Here is a 26,170-nt window from a genome sequence, read left to right as displayed (position 1 = left end):
AAAATACTAGCACAAGGCTAGCGTTGAAAACAGGAGAGTTAAGACATGAATGATAGCGAAAGAATTCAATTAAATGTAAGAATATCAAAAGAAACCTCTGCCAAATTGGATGAAATTGTTGAATATTATCAACAGGGACTAAAGTTGGGCCGGATTTACAAAGGTGATGTTTTAACAGACATCATTGAAAAATCGTATGAGGTCATGAATAAACAGAAAAGATCTTTCAAACGGTACTGAGAGAAAAGGAGACCTTAAACGGGCTTCTTTCATTCCTTTGTTTTTTCCACCAAACCACTAAAAATTTATTAGAATATTTAGAAAAGAAATTGAATAATTAAGTTTTGAAGGTATAATGGTACATATAACATACTAACTGGTTAGTATTGTTCGGAAGTAGAAGGAACGAGTGGTGAGAGGGCTGGTTTAGATGAAATTAATTGGTAGAACAGCTATTGTGACAGGCGGCGGCAGTGGGATCGGCCGGGCAGCAGCCCTTCGTTTTGCAAAGGAAGGTGCAAACGTCGTTGTAGCAGATATCGATTCGGCAAATGGGAAAGAGACGGTCAACTACATACATCAGCAAGATGGGTCAGCCATTTTTGTAAAAACTGATGTAGCTGACCCGTTGCAAATCATGCAATTAGTTAAAGCTGCCACTAGTACGTATAGTGGTTTACACATCATGTTCAATAATGCAGGGGTGGGGAATACGGAAGTAAGAAGTGTGGATTTATCGGTGGAGGAATGGGATCGAGTCGTTGATATTAACTTAAAAGGTGTATTTCTAGGCATTAAATATGCAGTGCCTGCATTAATCGAGTCAGGCGGAGGTTCGATTATTAACACCTCAAGTCTATTAGGCTTAAAAGGGCAGAAATTTGTTTCCGCTTACAATGCCTCGAAGGCTGGGGTAGTGGTTCTGACACAAAATGCTGCACTTGAATATGGGAAATATAATATTCGTGTAAATGCCATTGCACCTGGAGTGATTGATACTAAAATTATTGATAATTGGAAACAGAACGAACGGAAATGGCCGATTATTTCACGAGCCAATGCCCTTGGAAGAATTGGTACACCCGAGGAAGTCGCCAATGCGGTATTATTCTTGGCATCTGATGAAGCATCCTTCATAACTGGAACAACGCTATCAGTTGATGGAGGAGGACTGACATTTTAAGTTTGAAGGAAGAAAAAGAATGAGACAAAGAATGTGGAGGGGACATATGAGTCAAAACAAAGCCTGGTTGGCGCATTATCCTGAAAGCATAGAAAAAAAAATTACACTGCCTGATCTAGCGATGGGTCAGATACTACAAGAAACAGCTGCAAAATTTCCTTCTTATTTCGCCCTTTCTTTTTATGGCAGAAAAATCACCTACGAACAGCTAAACCAAATGGCAATCAGCTTCACGTCTTCCCTGCAAAAAAATCAAGTGAAAAAAGGGGACAGAGTAGCAATTATGCTCCCTAACTGCCCGCAATATGTCATTTCCTATTATGGAATCTTGAGCGCTGGCGCGATTGTTACACAGGTAAATCCAATGTCTGTTGAGAGGGAATTGGCATACATTTTGAAAGATTCCGGTGCTGAGACCATTATCGTCCTCGATGCCTTATATCCAAGAGTTAAAAGTGTTCAGCTTGAAACAAGCTTGAAAAATGTCATTGTGGTAAGTATACAGCCGTCAGGCCAAGATTTTTCTCCAGATCGAAGCTTTGAAAGCTTCTTAGGTGAGGGAGATGGAGACATTACTCCGATAACATTTGAGCCTGAACATGATGTGGCAGTACTCCAGTATACAGGTGGAACAACCGGCCGGTCAAAAGGCGCGATGCTGACTCATCGCAACGTTTTGGCCAATGTTCTCCAATGCTATGAGTTTTTTAAAAACGAAATAGAAATTGGAAAGGAAAAGTGTTTAACAGTCATTCCACTATTTCATGTATTTGGGATGAGTTCATGTATGAATCTATCAATCTATACTGCTGCTGAATCGATCATGCTGCCCCGTTTTGAATTAGAAGAGGTCTTAAATACCATAAAAAATGAACAACCGACTATGTTCCCCGGCGTTCCCACGATGTATGTGGCGATCACAAATCACCCCAGGGCAGAGGAATATAACATTCAAAGCATTAGAACTTGTAACAGCGGCAGTGCACCGATGCCTGTTGAATTGTTGCGTAATTTTGAAACGAAGACTGGCTCGAAAATCCTTGAGGGTTATGGCCTTTCTGAAGCATCACCAACAACGCATTGTAACCCGCCATTTGCGGAACGAAAACCTGGAAGTGTTGGGATTGGCATGCCTTCAACAGAATACAAGATTGTTGATTTAGCCACAGGGACGGATGAAGTCCAGGCAGGTGAGTTAGGCGAAGTAATTATTAAAGGACCGCAAATAATGAAAGGCTATTGGAACTTACCAGAAGAAACGGCTCATACACTCCGTAATGGCTGGCTCTACACTGGTGACATTGCCAGAGTGGATGAAGACGGCTATTTATATATTGTTGATAGAAAGAAAGATCTAATTATCGCCAGTGGCTATAATATCTATCCACGTGACATAGAAGAAGTATTATATGAACATCCAGCCGTACAGGAGGCGGTTTGTATTGGAGTCCCTGACCCATACAGAGGCGAAGATGTGAAGGCAGTAGTCGTCCTAAAATCTGGAAAGACAGCAACAGAATTTGAACTAATTCAATATTGCAAACAAAACATGGCTGCCTATAAGGTACCCCGGATCGTTGAATTCCGCAATCAGTTACCAAAAACAGGTGTAGGGAAAATTCTTCGACGCGCTTTAAGGGAAGAAACCATGAAGAACTAGCTGAGAATCCTTTAAGAACACATATTGTCGTAAAGGAGAGAACAATCTTATGGTATAATTTTAGTAACATCTAACAGAATGTGAGGACATAACGGTGAAAGAAAAAATAACGGAACAAAGCATCCGCTTATTTGAAAAGAAAGGATTCAGTGAAACATCCATTCAAGATATTGTTGATTCCCTTGGGGTAACGAAGGGGACATTTTATTATTACTTTTCAAGTAAAGAAGAATTATTAATGGATATCCATCGCGGCTATATTGATGAATTACTGGTCCAATTGGAGCGGATTTTTAACGATCCATCCTTGAACTATAAAGAAAAACTATTTGAAGTAGTGTATATGCTCCTTTCGGATATTAAATCCCGGGGTTCTGCTGCGAAAGTGTTTTACCGGGAGTTAACCAATTTGAATGATGAGCATTCCACTGTCATTATTTCCAAGCGTGATCAGTTCCGCTTAAATATTGAGGCGTTAATAAAAGCAGGTATTGAAAACGGGGAATTTCGTCCGGAAATCAATGCTTCGATTATTACATTTGGAATCTTGGGGATAACAAACTGGAGTTATCAGTGGTTTAACCCAAATGGAAGCTGCTCAGATCGTGAGGTTGCCGAAATTTTTGTAGACATGATTTTAAAGGGGATTCAAATGAATGGATAAACAAAAAGGAGAGGGTTATTCTTTAAATTTCTCTCTTTTTTTGAGAAGGAAATACTAACCGGTTAGTATGGAAAATAGCATGTACAGTAAGAGTCATAATGTAAAAACGCCTGGATAACGAGCTTAAAATGAATTTTTTCATTCAAAAGTCGGAATCTTCAAATAGTAGGAGGTATTTCATGCCAAGTCAAATGAATAAAGATACGATTCCAGTTCGACAAGGCGAAGAATTGGATTTGACTGTTTTGGAGAAGTTTTTGCGAGAAAATATTGATACATTACCGGGCGGACAGCTGGATATTTTGCAGTTCTCGGCTGGCCATTCCAATTTGACCTATCAGATTAAAATTGGAAATTGGGAAGCCGTGCTAAGACGCCCACCGCTCGGACCAGTGGCCCCAAAAGCCCATGATATGGGGAGAGAATACAAAATTCTCTCTTCACTGAATCCGATTTTTCCCGTTGCTCCAAGTCCGCTTCTTTATTCAGAGGACCCAACAATCGTTGGGGGTCCATTTTTTATCATGGAAAGAAAAAATGGCATGGTTATTGATACTTCTTTTCCAGAAGGAGTGCAAGTAACGAGAGAACTCTGCCGCCGCCTTTCACAGGTAATGGTCGAAAAACTAGTGGAATTACATGAAATAGACTACAAACAGACAGGTCTTGCCGAGATAAGTAAACCGGAGGGCTTTATGGAAAGGCAAGTCCATGGCTGGATTGGAAGGTATGAGCGTGCGAAAACGGATGAGATCCCTGTGGTTGAGGCATTAAAAACATGGCTAATAAATCATATTCCTAAACAGTCAGATGCTGCGGTTATCCATTATGACTATAAATTTAATAATGCCATGTTTAATGAGGAATTAACTGAAATGGTCGGATTGTTTGATTGGGAAATGACCACTGTTGGCGACCCATTGGCAGACCTTGGTGTGGCAATGAGTTATTGGAATCAGGGAAATGACTCTGAATTATTGATCAATGGGTTAGGGAAAGCACCTGTTACCGCTGTCCACGATGGTTTTTTTACAAGAAAGGAATTTATTGAACAATACGCCCAAAAAAGCGGCAGGGATATTACCAATTTCAATTTTTATTTAACCTTTGCCTACTTCAAACTCGCCGTAATTGGGCAGCAAATTTATTATCGTTACAAAAAGGGGCAAACCAGTGACACTCGTTTTGCAAGCTTTAACCACTTTGTAAAGAACTTAATTTTGCATGCCGCACTTGTGTCGGAAGAAAAGCTTTAATGGGGGAGCCGAATAGGAATGACAAAAATTCACCTTCTGATGAAAAAAGAAGACATTAAAGAAGAAAAAATGGCAGTTGGAAATAAGATAGCAGTCGTCTTAGATGTGCTTCTGGCGACCACAATGATTGTTTCGGCATTAAAGGATGGAGCAAAGGAAGTCATTCCTGTTTTGCATAGCCGTGAAGCAATGGTAGTTGCAAAAGAGTTTTCACAGGGGGAATATATTCTGGCGGGTGAACTGGATGCAAGACCAATAGATGGTTTTGTTTATCCAAGTCCAACCCTAATTAGTGAAAAGATTAAAGGGAAGACATTAATATTGTCTACTACAAATGGAACCGTCGCTCTAAGGAAATCAGCTCAGGCAGAAAAGGTCTATATTGGTTCGTTGCTCAACAATCCTGCAGTTGCCAGTTCACTGCAGCACTGTATGGATGATCATACCATTCTAATTATTTGTTCCGGTAATTCAGGTGAAACGAGTTTAGAGGATTTTTATGGCGCTGGGCACTTAATCGATTGTCTGCAAAAACAGAGGGAATATGAACTAACAGATGCGGCTAAAACAGCTCTATATTTTTACCGCAGTCAAGATGATTCCTACGAAGTATTGTTAGATTCATATGTTGGCAGGCTGCTAGAAAAACATAATCAGCACCCTGACTTGAAGGTCGCTGCATCGAAAGGAATTACCTTGATTGTACCAATTTTAACAGAGGGGAAGGTAACGGTTGAACCAACTTTGTCTCGCAAAACCGATTAACGCTAGGTATGCTGGTTTCCAGTTAGTAAAGAAGGATTGTCAAATATAATCAATCTAATCGAGAGGAAGATGAAAAAATGACGCAAGAACATTTAGTAGTTGAAAAACTTGGTCCAGTCTTATCCTTAACCTTAAATCGTCCAGAAAGCCTTAATGCCTTTAGCCCGGAGATGATCTTGGGAATTAAGGAAGCCCTCCTTCAAGCACAAAATAACGAGGATATTCAAGTGATTGTCTTGTCCGGAGCGGGGCGTGCTTTTAGTGCGGGCGGTGACGTCAAAACCATGGGGCAGGCAAAAGGAGTTCAAGTATACGAACATATTGGCAAACTCAATGAGTTGATTGTATTAATGAAAGAAACAGAAAAGCCCATTATTGCAGCTGTTCATGGCTTTGCAGCAGGAGCAGGTGTTAATTTAGCCTTGGCGTGCGATCTCATTTTGGCAGCAGAAGGAAGTAAGTTTGCTCTGAGTTTTTCTCAAGTGGGTCTCATTTCCGATGGCGGCGGGTCTTATTTACTTCCTAGACTGATCGGCCCCCACTTGGCCAAACAATTCTTTTTTACTGCCGAACCGATCCCGGCTGAGCGCCTTTACCAATTAGGGGCAATCAACTATCTAGTTCCACTCGAAAAACTCCAAGAAGAAACAACCAAGTTTGCTTTAAAACTGGCACATGGCCCTGGTAGGGCATATGGAAAACAGAAAAAACTTATTGATCAGGCGTTTACCTCCACGCTTGAAGAGATCCTCGAACAGGAGCGTTTAATTCAAACGCTTATGGTGGAAACGGACGACCACCAAGAAGGTATAGCCGCATTTAAAGAAAAAAGAAAACCAGCCTTTAAGGGAAAGTAGGAGTGAATAATATGAGAGCAATACAGCTAAGGGAATATGGTGGACCAGAGGTTTTAAACTTCGTCGATATTGAAAAACCGGTACCTCAAGGACATGAAGTCTTAATCGAAATTAAAGCAATTGGTGTCAACTATGCTGATACGGCGCGACGAGAAGGACAGTATGTGGTGAAAACACCACTTCCATTTATTCCTGGGGCAGAAATAGCCGGATTCGTTACCGCAGTTGGCGATCAAGTGACAAAAATAAAGCCTGGTACAAGAATTGTGACATTAATTGAATCAGGAGGTTATGCAGAATTTGCCATTGCGGACGAACGGTCGATCATTCCTATTCCAGAACAATTAGATTTCCACACTGCTGCCGCACTGCCTCTTCAAGGTCTTAGCGCCTATCATATTTTAAAAACAATGGGACGTTTGGAAAAAGGGGAAAGTGTCCTCGTGCATGCCGCTGCAGGTGGTGTCGGAACAATCGCCGTGCAGCTAGCCAAATTGTTTGGGGCCGGAAAAGTGATTGCCACCGCAAGTTCAGAAGAAAAGTTAGCCTTGGCCCGCGAAATGGGAGCGGATGTTCTAATAAATTATACCGAGCCAGATTGGGAAAAGCAGGTACTTGAAGCAACCGGCGGCAAGGGGGTAAATGTTGCACTCGAAATGGTCGGCGGTGAGGTCTTTAATAAAACCGTTAAATGTCTAGCAACCTTTGGCCGCCTCGTTATTTTTGGTGCAGCAAGCGGCGAACAAAGCCGGTTCTATCCATCATCACTCATGGCGAGGAATCAATCCGTGATTGGATTTTTCCTGCCGCAAATCATGAGAAAACCAGAACTGCTTCAGCCGAGTTTAGTAGAATTATTCTCTTATCTTGGCCAAGGAAAATTAAAGCTGACCATTGGCGGTGTGTTTCCATTAGTGGAGGCGGCTAACGTTCATACTTTATTACAATCAAGAAAGACTCAAGGCAAATTGATTTTAGAACCATAAAGACTGCAACTAGTGTAACTTGTTGATCCACTATTTTATTTGAAACGGAAAAGGAGATCCAATCAATGAAAACAGTTGAAACCGTTAAAGGTCCAATACCAGTTGACAAACTTGGAAAAACGCTTATCCACGAACATTTTATTTTTGGCTACCCGGGATTTCAAGGAGACGTTACACTTGGTGCATTTAATGAAGAGGAAGCCTTAGAAACTGCCATTGGCATTGCGAGACAGATGCAAAGCTATGGTGTCCAAACCGTTGTCGATCCTACCCCAAATGAGTGCGGCCGAAACCCTCTTTTTCTACGAAAAATTTCGGAAACGACAGGCCTGCAAATTATCTGTGCGACTGGTTATTATTATGAAGGCGAGGGGGCAACTCCATATTTCAAATTTAGACAGGGATTAGGAACGGCAGAAGAGGAAATTTATCAAATGTTTAAAACTGAAATTACAGAAGGCATCGCCGAGACAGGAATTAAGCCGGGGATTATTAAATTAGCCTCGAGTAAAGATGAAATCACCGAATATGAAAGTATGTTCTTCCGAGCTGCGGCACGGGTTCAACAGGAAACAGGAATTGTTATTTTAACGCATACACAAGAAGGTACGATGGGGCCGGAACAAGCAAGAATGCTGATTGCCCTTGGAGCAGATCCGAATAAAATCATCATTGGACATATGTGCGGAAATACCAACACAGCCTATCATAAGGAAGTCATGGACCAAGGGGTTAGAATCGGTTTCGACCGTTTTGGAATTCAAGTCCTAGTAGGGGCACCACTTGATCAAGAACGGGTCGCCACGTTAATTTCCCTATTGGAAGAGGGGTACGAGGATCAAATTTTATTAGCCCATGACAGTGTAAATATTTGGCTTGGCAGGCCGCCATTAATGAATAAGCAAGTAATGAAAATTATGGAGAATTGGCATCCTGGTCATATTTTTGACAATATCTTGCCAGACTTACGAGAGAAGGGCATAACCGAAAAACAATTGAACAAAATGCTCGGCGAAAATGCGGAATCGCTATTTGCCGGTGCTGCTGTAAAAGTATAGTAAGGAGTTAGGAGGCTTGAACATTTCAAGTCTCTTTTTTTTTGTTGTAAAAACCTAAATATTAAAAAACTATGAACAAACTCTTAATTAAAATGTAATTATTGGGCAGGAGGTTGGATATGCAAAAATTTTCGTATAAACTAAGAAAAAAGAGTTTTATGGCTAGGGGATGAGTAACTGTGAAATTATTAGTGATTGAAGATAATAAAAGTGTCTGCTCCATGATTGAGATGTTTTTTGCTAAGGAGGGGATTGATGGCGAGTTTGTTAACGATGGATTAGAAGGGTACAACCGTTTTAAGAACGGAACATGGGACGCCCTGATTATCGATTGGATGCTTCCTGGTATGGATGGGGTTACAATCTGTCGGAAAATTCGCGAAGAGAAGTTTACTATTCCGATCATTATGTTGACTGCGAAGGATAGTGAATCTGACCAAGTACTAGGTCTGGAAATGGGGGCGGATGATTATGTCACGAAACCGTTCAGTCCGCTAACTTTGATGGCCAGAATTAAAGCCGTAACACGAAGAGTTCAGAATCAAGAGCATAAAGAGCAAGACAATATTATAAAAACGGATCATTTTAGGGTGAATAAAATAACAAGAGAAGTATTTGTAGATGAAACTCCGGTGACAAATTTAACACCGAAAGAGTTTGATTTACTCTCTTATATGGTAGAGCACCCTCGTCAAGTCTTTTCTCGTGAACAATTACTAGAACGTGTATGGGGATATCAGTTCTACGGAGACGAACGCACAGTGGATGTTCATATTAAACGTCTGCGTAAAAAAGTGGAAACTACGTTACAGCCTTTCTTCCATACGGTTTGGGGAGTAGGATATAAATTCGATGATGCAGTCAAAGCAGATGAAATTTAAATATTTTTATCAGCAGTTTTTTAGTCATATTAGTATTATTATTGTTGCATTTTTATTGTTAAGTTTATTATTTGCTCATTATGTCGAAAACCTGATATATGAAACTAAATCGGAAGAACTGATTTCATACGGAAAGGCGATTCTATCCGATTTAAAAGACGCTGCCCCTATAGACTCAGATGATGTGCTTAATCAATACAGCAATGTATTGGCAGCGAGGAAAATGAGTTTTAGTATGTTTGATCAGGATGGTCACCTCTATTTAGTTAATAAACATGGTCCCGCCATTAAAAATTTATCTCAGAAGGAATGGGATCAAGTAACGAAAGGAAAGACATTAATTGTTCAAAGCGACTTTAAACGATTTGGGCAAGAAGGGGTCACCTTTGTTGTACTGCCATTTATAGAGAACCAAAGATTCTTCGGCGGAGTCTTGTTAACGTCGCCTATCAGCGGTTCCAGTAAGATGATTCAGCAGCTGAATAAGTATTTACTTTATACCATTTTCATTGCTTTTGGTGTCTCCTTTTTACAGAGTATGTTCTTATCAAGAATTCATGTTCATCGGATTAAGCGGCTCCGTGAGGCAACGTCACAAGTATCTGAGGGGAATTATCATGTCAAAGTTAATTCTTCAAATTTCGATGAAATTGGTGAATTAGCTAATGATTTTAACCATATGGTAAATAAAATTAATGAATCGATGCTCGAAATTGAAAGTCTTGAAAATAGAAGGCGCCAGTTCATGGCGGATGTTTCCCATGAAATGCGCACACCATTAACAACAATCAGCGGTGTGATTGAAGGTCTGAAAAATGATATGATTCCTGAAGAAGATAAGGAGCGGGGAATTAATTTAGTGAGTCAAGAGGCGAAAAGGCTGATTCGTCTTGTTAACGAAAACTTGGATTTTGAAAAAATACGATCTAATCAAATTAAATTATTCAAAGAGGAAATTCAATTATTAGAAGCGCTGGAAATTATTCAAGATCAGTTGAGTATGTTAGCGGAAGAGAAAAACAACCGCATTATCGTTGAGGCCGAACCTGAGATAATGGTACTGGCTGATTATGACAGGCTTATTCAAATATTAATCAATATCACAAAAAATAGTATTCAATTTACTGCCGACGGGACGATTTGGCTGCGCGGAAGAAAAGAAGATCATGCCACAATTATTGAAGTAGAGGATACAGGAATTGGGATTGATTCCAAAGAAGTTGAAAACATCTGGCGTCGTTTTTATAAAGCGGATATTTCAAGAACCAGTACGCCATATGGAGAATTTGGATTAGGTCTGTCGATTGTGAAACAATTAGTACTGCTTCATAACGGTGAAATAGATGTTACTAGTGAAAAAGGAAAAGGAACGAAATTTACGATTCGTTTAAAAAATGAATAATCGAAAAAGCTGCGGACTTGCCGCAGCTTTTTCATGTTTTTAAAGCATTTTTCTTAAACTCGTTAAAGTTTGTTAATAATTTGTTAAGATTTGTGAGTTAAAGTATAGACAAGGTAAGTAATAGATTAAAGGAGATCGATGATGATGGACTTCAAAAATAATAATGAAAATGAATTCGAAACTTATCAATCAAACTCATCCGAGATGAACAATAATACAAATCCACAAGATCCTTCTCTTGAAAAAATGAAGGACGAAAGCCATTCAGAGAATACTGTGAATGCTGTGGATGCGACTTTCTCAGTAGAGTCGAATAAGACAAGGGACGATGAAGGCCTTTGGAAAAGAAGATTAGCAGAGGAAAATGTTGAACCTCCTGTAGCAGAACAAACCCGTGCTAATCTTCATCCGGAAACAAAAAAGCGTAAGGCAAAAGGATTTGTTTCCACGATTGCAGCGGGTGTTATTGGTTCAGTTCTCACGCTAGCTGTTTTACCACATACTGATTATTTGCAAAACTTTAATCAAAGTAGCCAAGATCAAGAGGTTAGCAGCCCTGCAAGTAGTAATAATGTTAAACCCGTAACGGCACAGCCAACAGCCGTATCGACAAATTCCGTTGCTGACACCGTAGAAAAGCTGTCCAAAGCGATTGTAGGGATTGTAAATTACCAACAGCAGCAACAACAGCAATCCACTGATTTTTGGGGGAATTCCGATTCAAATTCAAATTCTTATTCGGATCCAAACTCATCACAAAGTGTTGAAACCGGCTCCGGCTCAGGGGTAATTTTCCAAAAGAATAATAATATCGCCTATATTGTGACCAATAATCATGTGGTTGAAGGGGCTTCTAAGCTCGAAATTTCACTATATGATGGTCAAAAGACAACTGCCGAAGTAGTCGGAACCGATGCGTTAACAGATTTAGCCGTTTTAAAAATTGATGCTAAATATGTAACGACCACGGCAAACTTTGGGGACTCAACCAAATTAAGACCTGGGGACACGGTTTATGCAATTGGGAATCCACTTGGCATTGATTTATCTAGAACTGTTACGCAAGGTATCGTTAGTGCGACTAACCGATCAATTTCCGTGTCCACCTCTGCAGGTAATTGGGATACAAATGTTATTCAAACAGATGCAGCGATTAATCCTGGGAACAGCGGCGGTGCTCTAATCAATACTCAAGGTCAAGTGATTGGAATTAACAGCTTGAAAATATCCGAAACCGGGGTGGAAGGGCTTGGTTTCGCAATCCCAAGTAATGATTTTATTCCGATTGTGAACCAACTAATTAAAAATGGTAAAATCGCTCGTCCATATTTAGGTGTCGGTCTCGCTGACTTAGACCAAGTGCCGCAGATGTACTACCAAAACCTGCCACAGAATGTTACAAAAGGTGTTCTTGTTATGAACATTGATAACAATTCTGCAGCAGCGAAAGCAGGATTCCAGCCAAAGGATATTATAGTATCCATGAATGGAACTCAGATCGCAAATTCATCAGAACTCAGGAAATATTTATACTCAAAAGTGAAAACAGGTGACACGATTAAGTTCGAAGTGTACCGAAACGGAAAACTGATCACATTATCTGCTAAACTAACAGCACAGTCGGAAGGATGACGGCAAGGTAATGACATGGATAAAGAAAAATAAATGGATGACCGCGCTTATTTTGGCGTTCATCGTAGCTGCAGGTGTCTATCTAACCTTTACCTTCACTAAGGATGATGCGGTGGCAAAATTTAATGGTGAATCCATTAGCAAGGATGAACTGTATGATAAAATGGTCGAACAGTATGGTTCGGCCACCGTTGATCAAATCATTAGTGATAAAATTGTTGCGGCAGAGGCAGCTAAACAAAAAGTTACGGTTTCAAATAGTGCAGTCAATAAGGAAATTGACAATTTAAAAGAACAATATGGTGGAGATGACGCCTTTAATCAGGCGCTTCAGAGCAATAATACCACTCTTACTGTTGTTAAAAACGATTTAAAGAATTATCTCATCTTAAAAAAACTAATGGAACCAGATATCAAAATTACTGATGAGGAAATGAAAACTTATTTTGAAGAAAACAAAGATTCATTTGCGTCAGCAGAGCAAGTAAAAGCCAGCCATATTCTTGTTACAGATGAGAAAACGGCAAAGGAAATCAAGCAAAAATTGGATAATGGCGAGGACTTTGCAGCATTAGCAAAAAAATACTCGACGGATGAAGGAACAAAAGCTAATGGCGGCGAGCTTGGTTACTTTGCAAAAGGAACGATGGTAACTGAGTTTGATAACGTAGCTTTCTCCTTGCCGGTAAACACCATTAGTGACCCTGTAAAGACACAATACGGGTACCACATTATTAAAGTGGAGGCTAAAAAGGCAGCACAAGCAGCAAACTATGAGGACAGCAAGGCCCAAATAAAAGAAACATTATTTGATCAAAAAGTCGATTCTCAATATCAAACATGGATAGACAGCAAGAAGAAGAGCTATGATATTGAAAATACATTGAGTAAAGAAGCATAACCCAACAACCAAGGGGTGGACAAAAGTGAATCGGGTAGGGAAACATGCAGCAAGCAGTACAGGAGATGACCTTGAACTTATGAATATGGTCTTTGAATTGCCTGAGAAGGATAAGATGATCATGTGGTCAGAAGGCTATATTGACCAAGTTATCGACAAATTACCTGAGTATGCCCGTGATACGTTAGAAAATCGTAAGGAAAAATGGGAAGATTCAAAAGCTTATTATGAGAAGCAGTTGAAAGAAATTGTCAAACAGGAAGAGTTTAAATTAATAATGAAGGGCGGACGAAAGGAGTTCGCCCTTTTCGTCATGGAGCGTTATCCAGAGTTACAGTCCCTATTATTTTTAATTTATGATAATCATTTGAAGGATGATGATTTACGTAAATTTGTATACCGCAGAAGGTTTAGCTCAAGAAAGAAATACCTTCACTGAAGGTGAATTTTAAACCTTCAGACAAGTTGGATAATTTGGGCTTGCAAATGCTTCTTGAACATTTTACAATGGGAGTAACTTGGATGGAAGCGGAGGTGGGGAAGAGATGAAACGTTCTATTATTGCACGTCTAGAGTGGCTTAAAGCGCTAACTATTTATCGTGCAAATTTTCATGAAGTAGTTTTCCAAGGGGGAAGTCTGCCCTTTTTTCGAAACTGCATCAGAAATTAGAACGATAACACATCTCTTTGCCCATTAATATAGGTATGTAGAAGAGGGTGCTTCGTGTGCTCTCTTTTTTCATGCCGTTGTAAAGCTGCGGGAAAAAGATGCCCGTGGCTTATTTTGCGTAATAGAGATGTTCATTTTATTTTTTTAAGGAGAATGAACATGATTAACTGTAGTATAAATCATATATCAAAATCGTACGGGGGCAATACGATATTCAAAGACTTATCCTTTGAAGTACACGAAGGGAGCCGGATTGGCTTAGTCGGCCGGAATGGCGGCGGGAAAACGACATTAATCAAGCTGATAGCAAATCAGGAACCCTGTTGATGAGGGGATTATTCACTGGAAAAAGGGATTGAACATTGGCTACTTAGCTCAAATTCCTGATTATAAAAGTTTAACGGTAAGGGAAGTTCTTAAAACCGCCTTTGGAAAATTAATCCAAACTGAATTAAGGCTTCAGGAAATGGAGCATGAAATGGCTCAAGAGTTTACTCCTATTGACTTACAAAGACTCATGGACGAGTATGGTATCCTCCAGGATGAGTTTATTTTAAATGGCGGGTATGAAATGGAAGCTCAATTAGACAGGATTGCTAGTGGATTAAATATTACCCATCTGCTGGAACAGACTTTCGCGGCCTTAAGTGGCGGGGAGAAGACCAAGGTAGGCCTCGGGCTTAGCTTGTTGAGGAATCCTGATCTATTGCTTCTGGATGAACCGACTAATCATCTAGACCTAGAGGCGATCGAATGGCTGGGCTATCTGAACGACTATAAAGGGACTATTATTCTGATCTCTCATGACCGTTATTTTTTAGATGAGGTAGTGACAAAAGTACTGGAAATGGAAGATGGTGAAGTGCAGTTATTTCATACGAATTTTAGTGGCTACGTGAAAGAGAAAGAAGAAAAGTTGTTGCGGGAATTTCAAGAATATCAAGAGCAGCAGCGGAAAATTAAAAAGATGAAAGAAGCCATCAAGCGTCTTCGTGATTGGGCGAACCGGTCCAATCCGCCAAGTGCGGCGCTTCATAAGCGAGCCACCAATATGCAGCGCGCCCTTGACCGTATTGAAAAACTAGATCGTCCCAAGATTGACGTCAAAAAAATGGCCATTGATTTTGATGCGGGAGATCGGAGTGGGAAAGATGTTATCGTTCTTGAGGGCGTGTCAAAGAGCTGTGGTACTCGGAATTTGTTTAATGAAGTGAATATGCTGGTCCAATTTAAGGAAAGAACTGCCATCGTCGGTGATAACGGAACAGGAAAATCCACTTTGTTGAAAATGATTCTAAAGGAAGTCGGAACGGATAGAGGGGTCATTAAGGTTGGGAGTAATGTGAAAATGGGTTATTTATCTCAGCATGTCTTTCAGGATTTTGCCGATGAACAAGTGATCGATGTATTTCGTTCTGAGGTAGTAGTGAATGAAAGAGAAGCCCGCCATATTTTAGCCAAGTTTTTATTTTACGGTCCAGCTGTGTTTCGTAAGGTGAACCAGTTGAGTGGGGGCGAGCGGATGCGTTTGCGGCTGGCACAATTGATGTATCAAGACATTAATTTGCTCATCTTGGATGAACCGACAAACCATCTGGATATTGATTCATGCGAAGTCCTTGAGGAAGCGCTGGAACAGTTTAATGGGACGATTTTAGCTGTATCCCATGACAGATACTTTTTAAATAAAATATTTACTAAAACCTATTGGCTCCAAAATGGTCGTCTCCACCATTTCGAAGGTAATTATGATTGGGCAAAAGGGAAGTTGGCACAGAGTGTAAGCAAACCAATCGTTTCTAAGGTAGTCATTGATAAAACCATCCCTCCAAAAGCAACAAAGGTAGGGAAGACAAAAACAGAAGAAATTGAGAGGAAAATCGAACAGATTGAAAGTGATATTTCTGATCTAAAACAAAGGCTTGAAAAGGAAAGTGAGCTAGAATTGCTGCAGAAAATATTCCAGGAGATTGAAGTAAGGGAGAGTGAGCGCGACCAGCTTTATGCATTATTGGATGAGGTAGTTTAAAAAGCAAAAAAACCTCCTCAGGAAATTTATGAGGAGTTTTTTTTGAATGGTAAATTGTACGGCTCTCTTTTAAGAGTCTTTTCGAAGTACGAAGTTTTCCTTATAATGAGGAGTGTTCTTACTTCTAAAGGTGGTTTTGTATGATGGTAAAGTTTTCTTTTATGCAGGTCCTGTTTCTTTTACTTACTACCATAGTCGGGGTGATCTGGTCTGTTATCTATCACCAGCCGCTAGTTATAGGTTTTCTTCCAGGATATCTGGTTTTATTTTTTCTTTCATTAAAAAATAAATTTCCAATTAGAAAATCAATAAAAATTAGTTTGCTAGGTGTTCATAAAACAAGAATTGTGATTATTATTTTATTGTTAGTCAGCTTTTTGCTCCCTTCCTGGTACTTATCGGGAACGATTGAGCAAATGGTCCATATGGCACTAAATCTTATCCATCCACACCACTTTTTTATTTTATCATTTGTTATTAGCATGATCTTCTCCATGCTGCTTGGTACAACGATCGGGACACTAAGTGCAATTGGGGTTCCGATTTTAGGGACCGCGGCAGTACTTCATCTTCCTCTTCCTATTGTAGCCGGAGCATTAGTTTCCGGGGCTTTTGTGGGAGACCGGACATCACCGTATTCCAGCGCGCATCAATTACTGTCCCACACGGTCGAGGTACCTGTAAAAAGGCAGCAGAAAGCAATGTTTATTACCACCATTGCTGCGATTCTTGTTTGTCTATGCTTTTATGGTGTTGTGGATATTAGTTTTGCCAGTAAGGCATCTTTACCAAGCAGTCATTTGGTCTGGAGTAAGCTGTCTTTGGCAAAGTTTTTTCCTCCTATTATTCTAATTGTGTTTGTTCTTTTTAGGTTGAGTATCATTTATGCATTTTTATCTAGTATTCTATCAGCAGTTGTCATTTCTTTTGTCAACGGAGCGTCATGGACCCAATTAACTGGTGCTCTTTGGCATGGTATTGATGGTCTAGGCGGCGGTTTTGTTCATATGTATCAATTGCTGCTTTTTTTAGCTCTGGCTGGTGCCTATAATGGTCTTTTGGAAGAGATGAATGTTCTTCAGCCCTATTTGGACAAATGGCTGGAATCGTCGCACAATTTGCTTATTGATACCTTAAAAACGATTTTTGCAACCCTAATCATAACTCTCATCGCTGCTAATCAGACACTTCCGATTATTTTAACCGGGAGATCGTTTCTCCCGCATTGGTCTCATTATTATGGAAAGGAAGAGTTAGCAAGGGTGATGGGAGATTCGACCATGCTATTTCCTGGTATTGTTCCATGGAGCGTGCTTACGATCATGTGCAGCACAATCGTAGGTATTCCATTGCTTGAGTATTTGCCCTTTGCATTATTTTTATGGCTATTACCGATCGTTACGATATTGATATCGTTTGGAAGGGAATGGCGGAAATCCAAAAAACATCATACTGCAACGGCTTAAAAACAGAGGCTATCTTGGCTCTGTTTTTCCTTTTTCGAATCGAATCGCTGAATATCTTTTGAATGAAGTCCGTTTTTTTATCATATAAGTGGTAATAAAGTATTTGGACAAGGGATGATGGGATGCTGAGAAAATTAGCGGTGATCGGATTCGGGAGCACAATGATGAGTGTGGGAATCAATATGTTTATTCTTCCATTCCATTTAATAAATGGTGGAATATTTGGTATCAGCTTACTGTTAAATTATGTTTGGGGATTAAAAGTGGGGGTTATGTTTATCCTGTTGAATATTCCTATTTATCTTTTTGCTTTAAAAAAAGATCCTAGTTATTTCTATAATGGGCTGCTAGGGGCGATTTTTTCAGGTTGTTTAATTGAACTATTACTACCGTTAAATGGAATAATTACACTGCCAATTATCAGCAGTGTAATCATCGGTTCGATCATGATTGGAGTAGGAGTAGGGGTTATGCTGCGAAATCATATCAGTCCAGGCGGTATGGATTTACTCGCCCTTTTACTCGCAAAATGGACAAAGGTGAATGTTGGGGTTATCATGGTTGCCCTCGATACCGTGATTATTTTAACAGGACTTTTTCTCTTGCAGGATGTGAGGCTTTTATATTCATTATTAATCATCTCCATTATTGGAATGCTAGCAACGATTATTACATCCTACAGTCGGATTAAGCATGTAAGCTGAAAACAAACTTAAAATGGGTATAATAGAATAAAAAGATAATGCGTCGAGGAGGAAAACGGTGAAACTGGTAGATGATCATTTAGCTGAGAATTTAAAGATTTTATTTGTAGGTTTTAATCCAAGTATTCGCTCGAGTGAATGTGGACATCATTACGCAAACCCAAACAACAGGTTTTGGAAGATTTTATTTGAAGCAGGGTTAACGCCTAGAAAATATGAGCCAGAAGAGGATGCTCAGCTATTGGATTCTGGTTATGGTTTTACCAATATTGTAGAGCGGCCAACCAAGGCAGCTGATGAGATTATAAGAGAAGAATATAAAAAGGGAAAAGAGATTTTAAAACAAAAAATTGTACGATATCGGCCGAAGGTGGTTTGTTTTGTTGGTAAGGGTGTCTATCAGGAATACAGTGGAAAAAAGTCTGTTCCATGGGGAAAACAAACGGAGCCGGTTGTCCCAGGAGTTATTGATTTTGTGGCTCCGTCGTCGAGCGGCCTAGTCAGAATGAAAATGGCTGAAATTGTAGAGATCTACAGGCTGCTTCAGCTTGAAATAAAATAAAACATCGACGGATGTTGATACCGTCGATGCGATGTAGTGGTTATTCGAATTTTTTATGATAATGCGCTAAAACGGCAAGTGGAAAGACGTATCGGTAGCTGTGATAATGAATGTAAAACGCACCTGCCATTCCTTGCCCTTTGGGGTACTGTGTCGTCCAATCCACTTTTTCTAGTGAATGAAGTAAATAAGTCATTCCTTTTTTGATTGCGGCTGTCGGTTTATCTGCCACGGAAATGAGCGCATCAAGAGCCCAGGAGGTATGCGTTAACGTGCTTGCGGGTAACGAGACATACCTTTTTTTACTGTCACTATGACATGACTCTCCCCAGCCCCCGTCGGAATTCTGGTTATTAAGGATCCATTTAACCGCTTTTTCTATTGAAGCGTTACGTGCAGAAATACCAACTGCCATAAGGCCTGTAATTGCAGCCCAAGTACCATAGAGATAGCAAATTCCCCATCTTCCGTACCAGGAACCATCTCTTTCCTGATTCCTCAATAGCCAATGAATTCCTTTTTTTATGGCGGTATGATCCTGTGATAAATTAGTGTAATGACCCAAAAATTCAAGAGTTCTCCCGGTTAAATCAGCACTTGACGGATCGGTAAGGATAAATTCTGCTTTTTCAATTGGCAGAAATTGAAGCAGCTTTGAATCGATATTTTTCTCGAATGCCGCCCAGCCTCCATCATCATTTTGCATAGACAATAACCAGGTGATGCCACGATCCCAAGCCTGCATTTCAGGCGGAATGACTCGAGAAATCGAGCGAAGTGAAGCGGTTGTATCATCGACATCCGGGTTAATCGTATTGATATCAGAAAAGCCCCACCCGCCTGGCAAAGTCTTAGGATTATGAATCACCCAATCTCCAAATTGACGGTGCTGCCGTTCAAGTAAATATTGATTAGCTTGTTTTACCATGGGATCCTCGGGTGAAACTCCTGCTGCTTGTAAACAAAAGCCAATTAATGAAGTATTCCACAAATTTGCAGTGGTATATTGCATATGAGGGAACCCGTCTATTTCACACTTCATCGAGGTGATACCCTCAATTGCTTTGGTTAGTACGGGATCTGTTTTTTTATAACCCAATGATAACAATGCAAAAATCATTAAAAAAGTCGAGCTGTAATAGCTGTAAAACGTACCATCCGGCTCAAGATGATCTAGCATATACTTTTTAGCTCGTTCTATCGCAAGTTGATGAAGCTGTTTTGGTAACCCAAGCAAACTTTCTACTCCGTCTTTAATAAAGGAATACAAGGAGCGATAGTCATCTGAGTGGGCCCAATGATGTTCTACCTCTCTATTTAAATATAGATCAGAAAGGTCAGGACTCTTGTCTGTTTTCATCGTGAACTTGTTATCTGCCAAAATCATGATGGGGGTTAAATTAGCCCTGCCGAACACGGAAAACGAATAAAAATTAATTGGAAAATGAAGCGGCAGGAGAATTAGTTCAATTGGGAGCGGAGAATAGGAAGGCCAGGTGTATTGACCGGTTAACGCAAGCATAACTTTAGTAAACATACCTACTTGTTCTAAACCTCCGTTAGCAAGAATAAAACGTTTTGCCGCCACTAAGCGTTTGTCATTTTTTGAATAGTATCCCGAATACAACAAGCTATAATAAGCTTCAACAGTTGCCGTCAAATTTCCAGATCCCTCATCATAAAAGAGCTTCCAGGCCCCATTTTCCTCCTGTTTGCTAATGATTCTTTTTGCAAGCCCTTGAATTAATTCTTCATCATGTAATTCCAATGTCCGTAATAAAATGATCATATAGGCATCCGTAGATATGCCTGTTTCAAATGGATAGTCCCAAGAGCCGTTGGGAGATTGATCCTTTCGCAGCACTTCAATAATCCAATCCATGCCTTTTTTTGTATCAGTCATCGAACCTCACATTCCTCTCCCAAAATTTCACATCTATCTATACATATTCTCATTATTACTGGAGAATTCGTAAGGGAGGGAAAGGACTATTTTTTTTATCAGAAATCGAGAGAGGCCTCCGCTTGAAAACATAACGGATGAATTAAAGAAAAAAAGTAAAACGCCGCTGCCTTTTTCTTCAATCACCAAGTATGATTTAAGTCTTCTAGAAAAAATAACGCAAAAAACGAAAGAAATGAATTTGAATAATGTCACCAGGACTAAAGCTTACCTTGATTTTTATCTTCGTTTTCCGGATATTCACTGGGCTTTTCTAGGACATATGGTTTCGCGGAATGGCGGATGGAATATGACTGATTTAAAAGGGGAATTTCTGAATCGATTAATAGCAAGAAAAGATCGTCAATTATTCTTTCAATTTTTAGAGCGGGGTAATTGGCTGATTTTTCAAGACGTTTATCCGCAGTTTTTGCTCTATGAAGAAAGCCTTAGAAAAAAAAAGCCCTTGTTTCACTTATTTGCTCATTTAAATATCTCCACTTTTATGGAAACGATCTGGAATCAGTATTGGCAAACAAATGATACGTATATCCTAACAATGGCCCTCGTAATTAATGAACAAAATTACCTTGAAAAAAGAGTCGTTCAAAATCAGCAGTACCAAAAAGATGTCTTGGAAAAATTTGAATTTTTGCTTCAAGATTGGTTATCGTTTAATCATATTCTGTTTCCATATGGGAATAAGAAGTTGGCGGGATTAACTGTGCATCAATTTGAGTCATTACATGAGAGGATTTTACTTGGAAAGCGATTGTATCAGCTTCTTTTTAAAAATAATGTGATTCACCGAATGTCAGTAGAATGGGCAAAAAGCCATCCCCATACGGGCTCTAGAAAGGATTATTGGCCAGATATTTTTAATAGTGTAAATGAAGGTACGCCGGGATTTCCATACCAGCTTCACTTAGAGTCCTGCCAGTTAAGGCCAGGGTCAAAAAGAATCTATAGTCCAACACTTGAGAATGCCTGGAAAAATGAAACTCATAAAGAAGCAGAACAAGGGGATTGGTTTTCAGATTGGCGTATTGTGGATTACCTAATGGAAGATGATGAATTTATTGACGGGGAGATTAAGGATGAATATTGCAAAACACTCGAACGACTCGAACTTGCAGCTCTTGCCAAAAAAGCGATTACCTTCTAAATATGAACTTGGCAGTATGGTCCTCGCCTCTTTGCTAGGGACATATTTAGATTTATATTTTGTTGGAAAGCACTTTTATCAATTTCCTTTAAGACCATTCCCAGAAATTTTTTCAATTAATATTGCGTTTACGTTATTGGTACTGCCGCTCATGACATTAATACTTTTACGAAGTATTGCCCAGTTAACGAACTGGGGGAAAGCAGGAGTTATCTTATTTGTGAGCTTGCTAATGCCTATTCTTGAAAAATTAGCGGAATTATTAGGTTTGTTTACTCACTCAGTTGATTGGAAACACCTATACACATTTCTTGGTTATTTGTTTTTTCTTACAATTGTTTGGTTATTTCATGAGTTGATGGGAAAAAGAGTTCGATAAAAATACAAAAAGCCGAGACCGCAGTCTCGGCTTTCGTGATGCCGTCATTGCGGCACCTGCCCCCTCCGTCCGTACAGTGGTTAAGTGTCCCGCAACAAGCGAATGTTCGGAGGGGGTACTCTTATAATACCACAGATATAGTGAAAATATTAGTTGGCAAAACTTTCTTTTCTCGATAGAAAAGTGTATGATAATAATGATTTTTACATAAAGGAGTGTTTTTTATGGCTAAAAAAGGATACATATTGATGGAAAATGGCGAAAAGATTGAATTTGATTTGTTCTCAAATGAAGCACCTGGAACGGTTGCTAACTTTGAAAAATTAGCAAATGAAGGCTTTTATAATGGAGTTATTTTTCACCGTGTAATCCCTGGTTTTGTATCACAGGGAGGGGATCCAACGGGAACAGGGATGGGTGGACCTGGCTACACCATCAACTGTGAAACAGAAGGAAACCCACATAAACATGTACCAGGTTCCTTATCAATGGCGCATGCAGGAAGAAACACAGGGGGCAGCCAATTCTTTATCGTGCATGAATCCCAGCCACATTTAAATGGTGTTCACACTGTTTTTGGACAAGTAACATCTGGATTAGAAACAGCTAGAAACATGAGAAATGGCGATAAAATGGTTGAAGTTAAAGTTTATGATGAAGAATAGGTAAGAAAAAGGGAGCGGATTCGCTCCCTTTTTTTATGCAAGAGAAAATAGTCATTAACAAGTAGTATAGGGAAATACAAACGGGCACATTAACTTTAAAGCAATCAATTGGAGGGGCTATATGAAAAAGTTAATGCTGGTGCTTATCCCTTTCTTGTTATTCCCTTTTCACACAAATGCGGCAGAAAATAAAAAGGAAGCAAAAGAACTGAAGGCAGCGATTATTATTGATGATTTTGGCGGGGGTACCGGTGGTGTACGTGATTTCTTAGAAGGTGACATTCCCATTACTGCTGCCGTGATGCCATTTACGGAAAATTCTAAGGCACATGCAGAGTGGGCACATAAAAACGGTTTTGAGGTTATGGTTCATTTGCCAATGGAGCCTAAGCGAGGAAAGAGATCATGGTTAGGTCCTAAACCAATTACGGTTGACCTTTCGAAAGAAGAAGTAAGAAAACGTGTAGAGGAAGCTATAAATAGTGTCCCATATGCGGTTGGTCTAAATAATCATATGGGTTCCCGAGCAGTTGAAAACGAAGAAATTGTTCGGACAATTGTAGAAGTAGCTAAGGTAAAGAACTTATTTATAATTGACAGCGGGACAAGTCCAGGAACAAAATTTCCAGAGATTGCAAAGGAACTAGGGGTTCCACTTTTAAAACGAGATGTATTTCTCGATGATATTTCCTCATCTTCCCATGTTCGAAAACAAATGGTCAGGTTGGCAAAGGTAACAGAGGTAAAAGGCAAAGGAATTGCCATTGGACATGTAGGTGTTACAGGAAAAGTTTGTTCAATAGGGATCTTTCAAGCTATCGATGAATTTAAAAAGCGGAATATAAAAATAGTACCCGTGTCGGAACTATTTGCGGGTGAACTGACAAAAAAACAATTTGTACCATGAAAAAGACAGCGAGAGCTGTCTTTTTTGATGGATGGAAAACAATGGTCATTCAGAATTCTTTTCCTATACGTGCTAAACTGGTAAAATGGCACCTGACTTATTAAATAAACAAATCATTGGTTAACACATAGAATTAGGGAGAGGGAATAGGTAAAATGAAGTTAGTATCTTGGAATGTGAATGGCCTTAGAGCTTGCGTGAAAAAAGGATTTTTAGATTATTTTCAAGAAGTAGATGCGGATATTTTCTGCGTTCAGGAAACGAAACTGCAAGAAGGTCAAATCAGTCTGGAATTAGATGGATATTATCAATATTGGAATTACGCTATCAAAAAGGGTTATTCCGGTACAGCCGTTTTTACAAAGGTAAAACCGCTGTCGGTTAAATATGGAGTAGATGAAGAAGATGTGGAAGAAGAGGGTCGAATTCTCACACTGGAATTTGACCATTTTTTCTTGGTTAATGTTTATGTTCCAAATTCACAAAGAGATCTAGCTAGAATTGGGTACCGCTTGGAATGGGAAGATCGGATTCTTCAGCACTTGAAGGATTTAGATAAAATAAAACCAGTTGTATTATGCGGAGATTTAAATGTTGCCCATCAGGAGATTGATCTTCGTAATCCAAAATCCAATATAGGGAACTCCGGCTTTACAGATGAAGAACGAGGGAAAATGACAACCTTGCTTGGCTCTGGTTTTATAGACAGCTTCCGTTATTTCTATCCACAACAGGAAGGAGCCTATACATGGTGGTCTTATATGAACAAGGTACGTGAAAGAAATATTGGCTGGCGTATAGACTACTTTATCGTGTCAGATTCCATGAAAGATTGTCTTATAAATGCTGAAATCCATTGCAATGTAATGGGGAGTGATCATTGTCCGGTCGTGCTTGAACTTAAATAAAGCCCTTTTCAATAAGAATTTCTTATAACAATGTATTGAAAAACGGAAATTTTCTTCATCGAGATGCTGCCTTATAGTTAGTATATAAGGAATTTCTTGGAGGGATAATAATGGATCTCAAAAAGGATGTACAGCAGCAATTTGGAAAAAGTGCGGATTCATACGTGAATAGTCCGATCCATAAAGATGGAAAGGATCTGCAAAAATTATTAGCAATGGCTGAAGTATCAGGGAAAGAAGAACTTCTTGATATTGCCACGGGTGGAGGCCATACGGCTAACGCATTTGCTCCGCTAGTAAAGAGGGTAACCGCAGTGGATTTAACTCAGGAGATGTTATTGGCTGCGGAGAAATTTGTAAAAGGAAATGGGAATCAAAATGTAGAGTTAGTAAAAGGGGATGCTGAAGATTTACCTTTTTCGAACAATTCTTTTGATGTTGTCACATGCAGGATAGCCCCGCATCACTTTCCCAACATTAGTCAGTTTACTAAGGAAGTATCCCGTGTCCTAAAGCAAGGCGGGCAATTTTTATTGGACGATAATGTTGTTCCGGAAGATGACGAATACGACCAATTTTATAATAAAATAGAAAAATGGCGGGATTACAGTCATTTTAGGGCATGGAAGAAGAGTGAGTGGATTCGTATGCTTGAGTTTGCTGGTTTCGAAATTGTTGAATGGCATCGTTTTGAAAAAATCTTTTATTTTGATTCCTGGTGTAATCGAATGAACTTACCTATCGAAGAAAAGAAAAATTTGACCCAGTATATGATAAGTGCTTCCGATAGAATCAAGGATAAATTTAAAATTACGATCAAAGAGAGTCAAATAATATCTTTTCAAGGAGAAGCCATCCTTCTAAAAGCAATTAAAAAATAAGAAAAGACCCCTTTGCAAAAAGAGATATTCTCTAACTGCGAAGGGTTTTTTATTGATAAATCATATACCGTTTAGGGCTGTTCCTATTTCGTCGAATTCTGGTACCCTTTCCTCCGGGTTTAGATCTTCTATTTGTTCCTGTTCAACGGGTTGATCGTTTTCATCTTTTTTAAAGGTATTAACATTCATTATTCAACACTCCTTTACAAATATTTACTATTATATTTTAACCACTGATGGGTTATTTAAAACTAATTCATTATCTAGGTTGTAGTATTCTAGTTTTGAATTAGATATGGAGTTTTATTTTTCTATAAAAAATTTTAAAAAGATAGTTGACTATCTTGAGTGAAGATAGTATTATTATCAATGTCGCTTCGACGAATTGATTTGAGAGTTCAGTAATGAACAACATTTTATTAGAAGTTGACAAGACTTAAACACTATGTTAAGATAACATATGTCGCTAATTGATAGATTAGTAGACGATAATTGTTCTTTGAAAACTAAACAAACAAAAACGTCAACAAACAATAATATTCATTTCTTATGAAATGAAGCCAACGTAACAAAATGAGCTAATCAACTTTCTTGGAGAGTTTGATCCTGGCTCAGGACGAACGCTGGCGGCGTGCCTAATACATGC

The 26,170-nt window shown here is 39.3% G+C and carries 26 protein-coding genes and 1 pseudogene; 25 read left to right on the top strand and 2 right to left on the bottom strand.

Translation table 11 applies throughout. From position 1 onward, the window contains the following. Positions 1–45: 45 nt before the first annotated feature. From J7E81_RS13085 to mug, 19 genes and pseudogenes are all read left to right on the top strand, one after another. A complete protein-coding gene (locus J7E81_RS13085) occupies positions 46–240 on the top strand; it encodes a hypothetical protein (RefSeq protein WP_215042685.1) in 195 nt (64 codons plus the stop codon). Between the two features lie 190 nt (positions 241–430). Then, positions 431–1,183 carry an SDR family NAD(P)-dependent oxidoreductase gene (locus J7E81_RS13080; RefSeq protein ID WP_215042684.1) on the top strand — a complete coding sequence of 251 codons (753 nt, stop codon included), beginning with the start codon at positions 431–433 and terminating at the stop codon, positions 1,181–1,183. Between the two features lie 46 nt (positions 1,184–1,229). Continuing rightward, positions 1,230–2,843 carry a long-chain-fatty-acid--CoA ligase gene (locus J7E81_RS13075; RefSeq protein ID WP_215042682.1) on the top strand — a complete coding sequence of 538 codons (1,614 nt, stop codon included), beginning with the start codon at positions 1,230–1,232 and terminating at the stop codon, positions 2,841–2,843. Between the two features lie 94 nt (positions 2,844–2,937). Next, positions 2,938–3,507, top strand: coding sequence for a TetR/AcrR family transcriptional regulator (locus J7E81_RS13070; RefSeq protein WP_215042680.1), 570 nt, complete (start codon positions 2,938–2,940; stop codon positions 3,505–3,507). 179 nt (positions 3,508–3,686) lie between these two features. Continuing rightward, a complete protein-coding gene (locus J7E81_RS13065) occupies positions 3,687–4,763 on the top strand; it encodes a phosphotransferase family protein (RefSeq protein ID WP_215042678.1) in 1,077 nt (358 codons plus the stop codon). A gap of 18 nt (positions 4,764–4,781) precedes the next feature. Then, complete coding sequence (locus tag J7E81_RS13060) at positions 4,782–5,528, top strand: 2-phosphosulfolactate phosphatase (protein ID WP_215042676.1); 747 nt, start codon at positions 4,782–4,784, stop codon at positions 5,526–5,528. Positions 5,529–5,605: 77 nt separating this feature from the next. Next, the gene (locus J7E81_RS13055; RefSeq protein WP_215042674.1) at positions 5,606–6,385 is read left to right on the top strand and encodes an enoyl-CoA hydratase/isomerase family protein; all 780 of its coding nucleotides are present in this window, start codon (positions 5,606–5,608) and stop codon (positions 6,383–6,385) included. 11 nt (positions 6,386–6,396) lie between these two features. Beyond that, positions 6,397–7,371: a quinone oxidoreductase family protein gene (locus J7E81_RS13050; RefSeq protein ID WP_215042672.1), complete on the top strand. Its 975-nt coding sequence runs from the start codon at positions 6,397–6,399 to the stop codon at positions 7,369–7,371. Between the two features lie 65 nt (positions 7,372–7,436). Continuing rightward, positions 7,437–8,429 carry a phosphotriesterase family protein gene (locus tag J7E81_RS13045; RefSeq protein WP_215042670.1) on the top strand — a complete coding sequence of 331 codons (993 nt, stop codon included), beginning with the start codon at positions 7,437–7,439 and terminating at the stop codon, positions 8,427–8,429. A 179-nt stretch (positions 8,430–8,608) separates the two neighbouring features. Beyond that, positions 8,609–9,310: a response regulator transcription factor gene (locus J7E81_RS13040; RefSeq protein ID WP_215042668.1), complete on the top strand. Its 702-nt coding sequence runs from the start codon at positions 8,609–8,611 to the stop codon at positions 9,308–9,310. Beyond that, positions 9,282–10,712 carry a sensor histidine kinase gene (locus tag J7E81_RS13035; RefSeq protein WP_285292015.1) on the top strand — a complete coding sequence of 477 codons (1,431 nt, stop codon included), beginning with the start codon at positions 9,282–9,284 and terminating at the stop codon, positions 10,710–10,712. Before J7E81_RS13040 ends, J7E81_RS13035 begins: the two co-directional genes overlap by 29 nt. A gap of 144 nt (positions 10,713–10,856) precedes the next feature. Further along, positions 10,857–12,344: a S1C family serine protease gene (locus J7E81_RS13030; protein ID WP_215044321.1), complete on the top strand. Its 1,488-nt coding sequence runs from the start codon at positions 10,857–10,859 to the stop codon at positions 12,342–12,344. Positions 12,345–12,354: 10 nt separating this feature from the next. After that, the gene (locus J7E81_RS13025; protein WP_215042666.1) at positions 12,355–13,245 is read left to right on the top strand and encodes a peptidylprolyl isomerase; all 891 of its coding nucleotides are present in this window, start codon (positions 12,355–12,357) and stop codon (positions 13,243–13,245) included. Between the two features lie 25 nt (positions 13,246–13,270). After that, the gene (locus tag J7E81_RS13020) at positions 13,271–13,684 is read left to right on the top strand and encodes a hypothetical protein (RefSeq protein WP_215042664.1); all 414 of its coding nucleotides are present in this window, start codon (positions 13,271–13,273) and stop codon (positions 13,682–13,684) included. 106 nt (positions 13,685–13,790) lie between these two features. Next, positions 13,791–13,916 carry an RAxF-45 family protein gene (locus J7E81_RS30920; protein ID WP_285292014.1) on the top strand — a complete coding sequence of 42 codons (126 nt, stop codon included), beginning with the start codon at positions 13,791–13,793 and terminating at the stop codon, positions 13,914–13,916. 159 nt (positions 13,917–14,075) lie between these two features. After that, positions 14,076–15,945: pseudogene (gene abc-f / locus J7E81_RS13015) on the top strand (ribosomal protection-like ABC-F family protein). A 140-nt stretch (positions 15,946–16,085) separates the two neighbouring features. Continuing rightward, a complete protein-coding gene (locus tag J7E81_RS13010) occupies positions 16,086–17,411 on the top strand; it encodes a Na+/H+ antiporter NhaC family protein (protein WP_215042662.1) in 1,326 nt (441 codons plus the stop codon). Between the two features lie 122 nt (positions 17,412–17,533). Further along, the gene (locus tag J7E81_RS13005; protein WP_215042660.1) at positions 17,534–18,115 is read left to right on the top strand and encodes a YitT family protein; all 582 of its coding nucleotides are present in this window, start codon (positions 17,534–17,536) and stop codon (positions 18,113–18,115) included. Between the two features lie 58 nt (positions 18,116–18,173). After that, complete coding sequence (mug, locus tag J7E81_RS13000) at positions 18,174–18,677, top strand: G/U mismatch-specific DNA glycosylase (RefSeq protein ID WP_215042658.1); 504 nt, start codon at positions 18,174–18,176, stop codon at positions 18,675–18,677. A 40-nt stretch (positions 18,678–18,717) separates the two neighbouring features. On the opposite strand, the gene shc is transcribed toward mug, so the two are convergent. Further along, positions 18,718–20,580 (bottom strand): squalene--hopene cyclase, encoded by a 1,863-nt coding sequence (shc, locus tag J7E81_RS12995; protein WP_215042656.1) that lies wholly within the window; start codon positions 20,578–20,580, stop codon positions 18,718–18,720. A gap of 235 nt (positions 20,581–20,815) precedes the next feature. Here shc and J7E81_RS12990 point away from each other — a divergent pair, with 235 nt between their 5' ends. The 6 genes from J7E81_RS12990 to J7E81_RS12965 all read left to right on the top strand — a co-directional run bounded on the left by J7E81_RS12990 (position 20,816) and on the right by J7E81_RS12965 (position 25,524). After that, complete coding sequence (locus tag J7E81_RS12990; protein WP_374104036.1) at positions 20,816–21,784, top strand: DUF2515 family protein; 969 nt, start codon at positions 20,816–20,818, stop codon at positions 21,782–21,784. Further along, on the top strand, positions 21,717–22,163 hold the full coding sequence (locus tag J7E81_RS12985) for a CBO0543 family protein (protein ID WP_251028630.1): 447 nt from the start codon (positions 21,717–21,719) through the stop codon (positions 22,161–22,163). The genes J7E81_RS12990 and J7E81_RS12985 overlap by 68 nt, the downstream gene beginning before the upstream one ends. Before the next feature lie 224 nt (positions 22,164–22,387). Continuing rightward, the gene (locus J7E81_RS12980) at positions 22,388–22,828 is read left to right on the top strand and encodes a peptidylprolyl isomerase (protein WP_215042654.1); all 441 of its coding nucleotides are present in this window, start codon (positions 22,388–22,390) and stop codon (positions 22,826–22,828) included. A 121-nt stretch (positions 22,829–22,949) separates the two neighbouring features. Then, positions 22,950–23,735, top strand: a complete 786-nt coding sequence (locus J7E81_RS12975; RefSeq protein ID WP_215042652.1) for a divergent polysaccharide deacetylase family protein — start codon at positions 22,950–22,952, stop codon at positions 23,733–23,735. A 155-nt stretch (positions 23,736–23,890) separates the two neighbouring features. Further along, entirely contained in the window at positions 23,891–24,643 is a 753-nt protein-coding gene (locus J7E81_RS12970; RefSeq protein ID WP_215042650.1) for an exodeoxyribonuclease III, read from the top strand. Between the two features lie 110 nt (positions 24,644–24,753). Beyond that, entirely contained in the window at positions 24,754–25,524 is a 771-nt protein-coding gene (locus J7E81_RS12965) for a class I SAM-dependent methyltransferase (RefSeq protein ID WP_215042648.1), read from the top strand. Between the two features lie 60 nt (positions 25,525–25,584). On the opposite strand, the gene J7E81_RS30915 is transcribed toward J7E81_RS12965, so the two are convergent. Then, entirely contained in the window at positions 25,585–25,713 is a 129-nt protein-coding gene (locus tag J7E81_RS30915) for a hypothetical protein (protein WP_285292013.1), read from the bottom strand. Positions 25,714–26,170: the final 457 nt, after the last annotated feature.

Origin of the sequence: Bacillus sp. ISL-18 (genome assembly GCF_018613415.1) — a bacterium.
In the GTDB taxonomy this organism is placed as follows: Bacteria; Bacillota; Bacilli; order Bacillales; family Cytobacillaceae; genus Neobacillus.
Note: the sequence above shows the minus strand (reverse complement) of the source record. Positions and strands in the feature narration are given on the sequence as shown.

What these genes read in the sequence shown, in the direction of transcription:
- J7E81_RS13085 (WP_215042685.1), top strand. Translation starts at nt 46, where the DNA reads ATGAATGATAGCGAAAGAATTCAATTAAATGTAAGAATATCAAAAGAA.
- J7E81_RS13080 (WP_215042684.1), top strand. Translation starts at nt 431, where the DNA reads ATGAAATTAATTGGTAGAACAGCTATTGTGACAGGCGGCGGCAGTGGG.
- J7E81_RS13075 (WP_215042682.1), top strand. Translation starts at nt 1,230, where the DNA reads ATGAGTCAAAACAAAGCCTGGTTGGCGCATTATCCTGAAAGCATAGAA.
- J7E81_RS13065 (WP_215042678.1), top strand. Translation starts at nt 3,687, where the DNA reads ATGCCAAGTCAAATGAATAAAGATACGATTCCAGTTCGACAAGGCGAA.
- J7E81_RS13060 (WP_215042676.1), top strand. Translation starts at nt 4,782, where the DNA reads ATGACAAAAATTCACCTTCTGATGAAAAAAGAAGACATTAAAGAAGAA.
- J7E81_RS13055 (WP_215042674.1), top strand. Translation starts at nt 5,606, where the DNA reads ATGACGCAAGAACATTTAGTAGTTGAAAAACTTGGTCCAGTCTTATCC.
- J7E81_RS13050 (WP_215042672.1), top strand. Translation starts at nt 6,397, where the DNA reads ATGAGAGCAATACAGCTAAGGGAATATGGTGGACCAGAGGTTTTAAAC.
- J7E81_RS13045 (WP_215042670.1), top strand. Translation starts at nt 7,437, where the DNA reads ATGAAAACAGTTGAAACCGTTAAAGGTCCAATACCAGTTGACAAACTT.
- J7E81_RS13035 (WP_285292015.1), top strand. Translation starts at nt 9,282, where the DNA reads ATGATGCAGTCAAAGCAGATGAAATTTAAATATTTTTATCAGCAGTTT.
- J7E81_RS13030 (WP_215044321.1), top strand. Translation starts at nt 10,857, where the DNA reads ATGGACTTCAAAAATAATAATGAAAATGAATTCGAAACTTATCAATCA.
- J7E81_RS13025 (WP_215042666.1), top strand. Translation starts at nt 12,355, where the DNA reads ATGACATGGATAAAGAAAAATAAATGGATGACCGCGCTTATTTTGGCG.
- J7E81_RS30920 (WP_285292014.1), top strand. Translation starts at nt 13,791, where the DNA reads ATGAAACGTTCTATTATTGCACGTCTAGAGTGGCTTAAAGCGCTAACT.
- J7E81_RS13010 (WP_215042662.1), top strand. Translation starts at nt 16,086, where the DNA reads ATGATGGTAAAGTTTTCTTTTATGCAGGTCCTGTTTCTTTTACTTACT.
- J7E81_RS13005 (WP_215042660.1), top strand. Translation starts at nt 17,534, where the DNA reads ATGCTGAGAAAATTAGCGGTGATCGGATTCGGGAGCACAATGATGAGT.
- shc (WP_215042656.1), bottom strand. Translation starts at nt 20,580, where the DNA reads ATGACTGATACAAAAAAAGGCATGGATTGGATTATTGAAGTGCTGCGA.
- J7E81_RS12990 (WP_374104036.1), top strand. Translation starts at nt 20,816, where the DNA reads ATGAATTTGAATAATGTCACCAGGACTAAAGCTTACCTTGATTTTTAT.
- J7E81_RS12985 (WP_251028630.1), top strand. Translation starts at nt 21,717, where the DNA reads ATGAATATTGCAAAACACTCGAACGACTCGAACTTGCAGCTCTTGCCA.
- J7E81_RS12980 (WP_215042654.1), top strand. Translation starts at nt 22,388, where the DNA reads ATGGCTAAAAAAGGATACATATTGATGGAAAATGGCGAAAAGATTGAA.
- J7E81_RS12975 (WP_215042652.1), top strand. Translation starts at nt 22,950, where the DNA reads ATGAAAAAGTTAATGCTGGTGCTTATCCCTTTCTTGTTATTCCCTTTT.
- J7E81_RS12970 (WP_215042650.1), top strand. Translation starts at nt 23,891, where the DNA reads ATGAAGTTAGTATCTTGGAATGTGAATGGCCTTAGAGCTTGCGTGAAA.
- J7E81_RS12965 (WP_215042648.1), top strand. Translation starts at nt 24,754, where the DNA reads ATGGATCTCAAAAAGGATGTACAGCAGCAATTTGGAAAAAGTGCGGAT.
- J7E81_RS30915 (WP_285292013.1), bottom strand. Translation starts at nt 25,713, where the DNA reads ATGAATGTTAATACCTTTAAAAAAGATGAAAACGATCAACCCGTTGAA.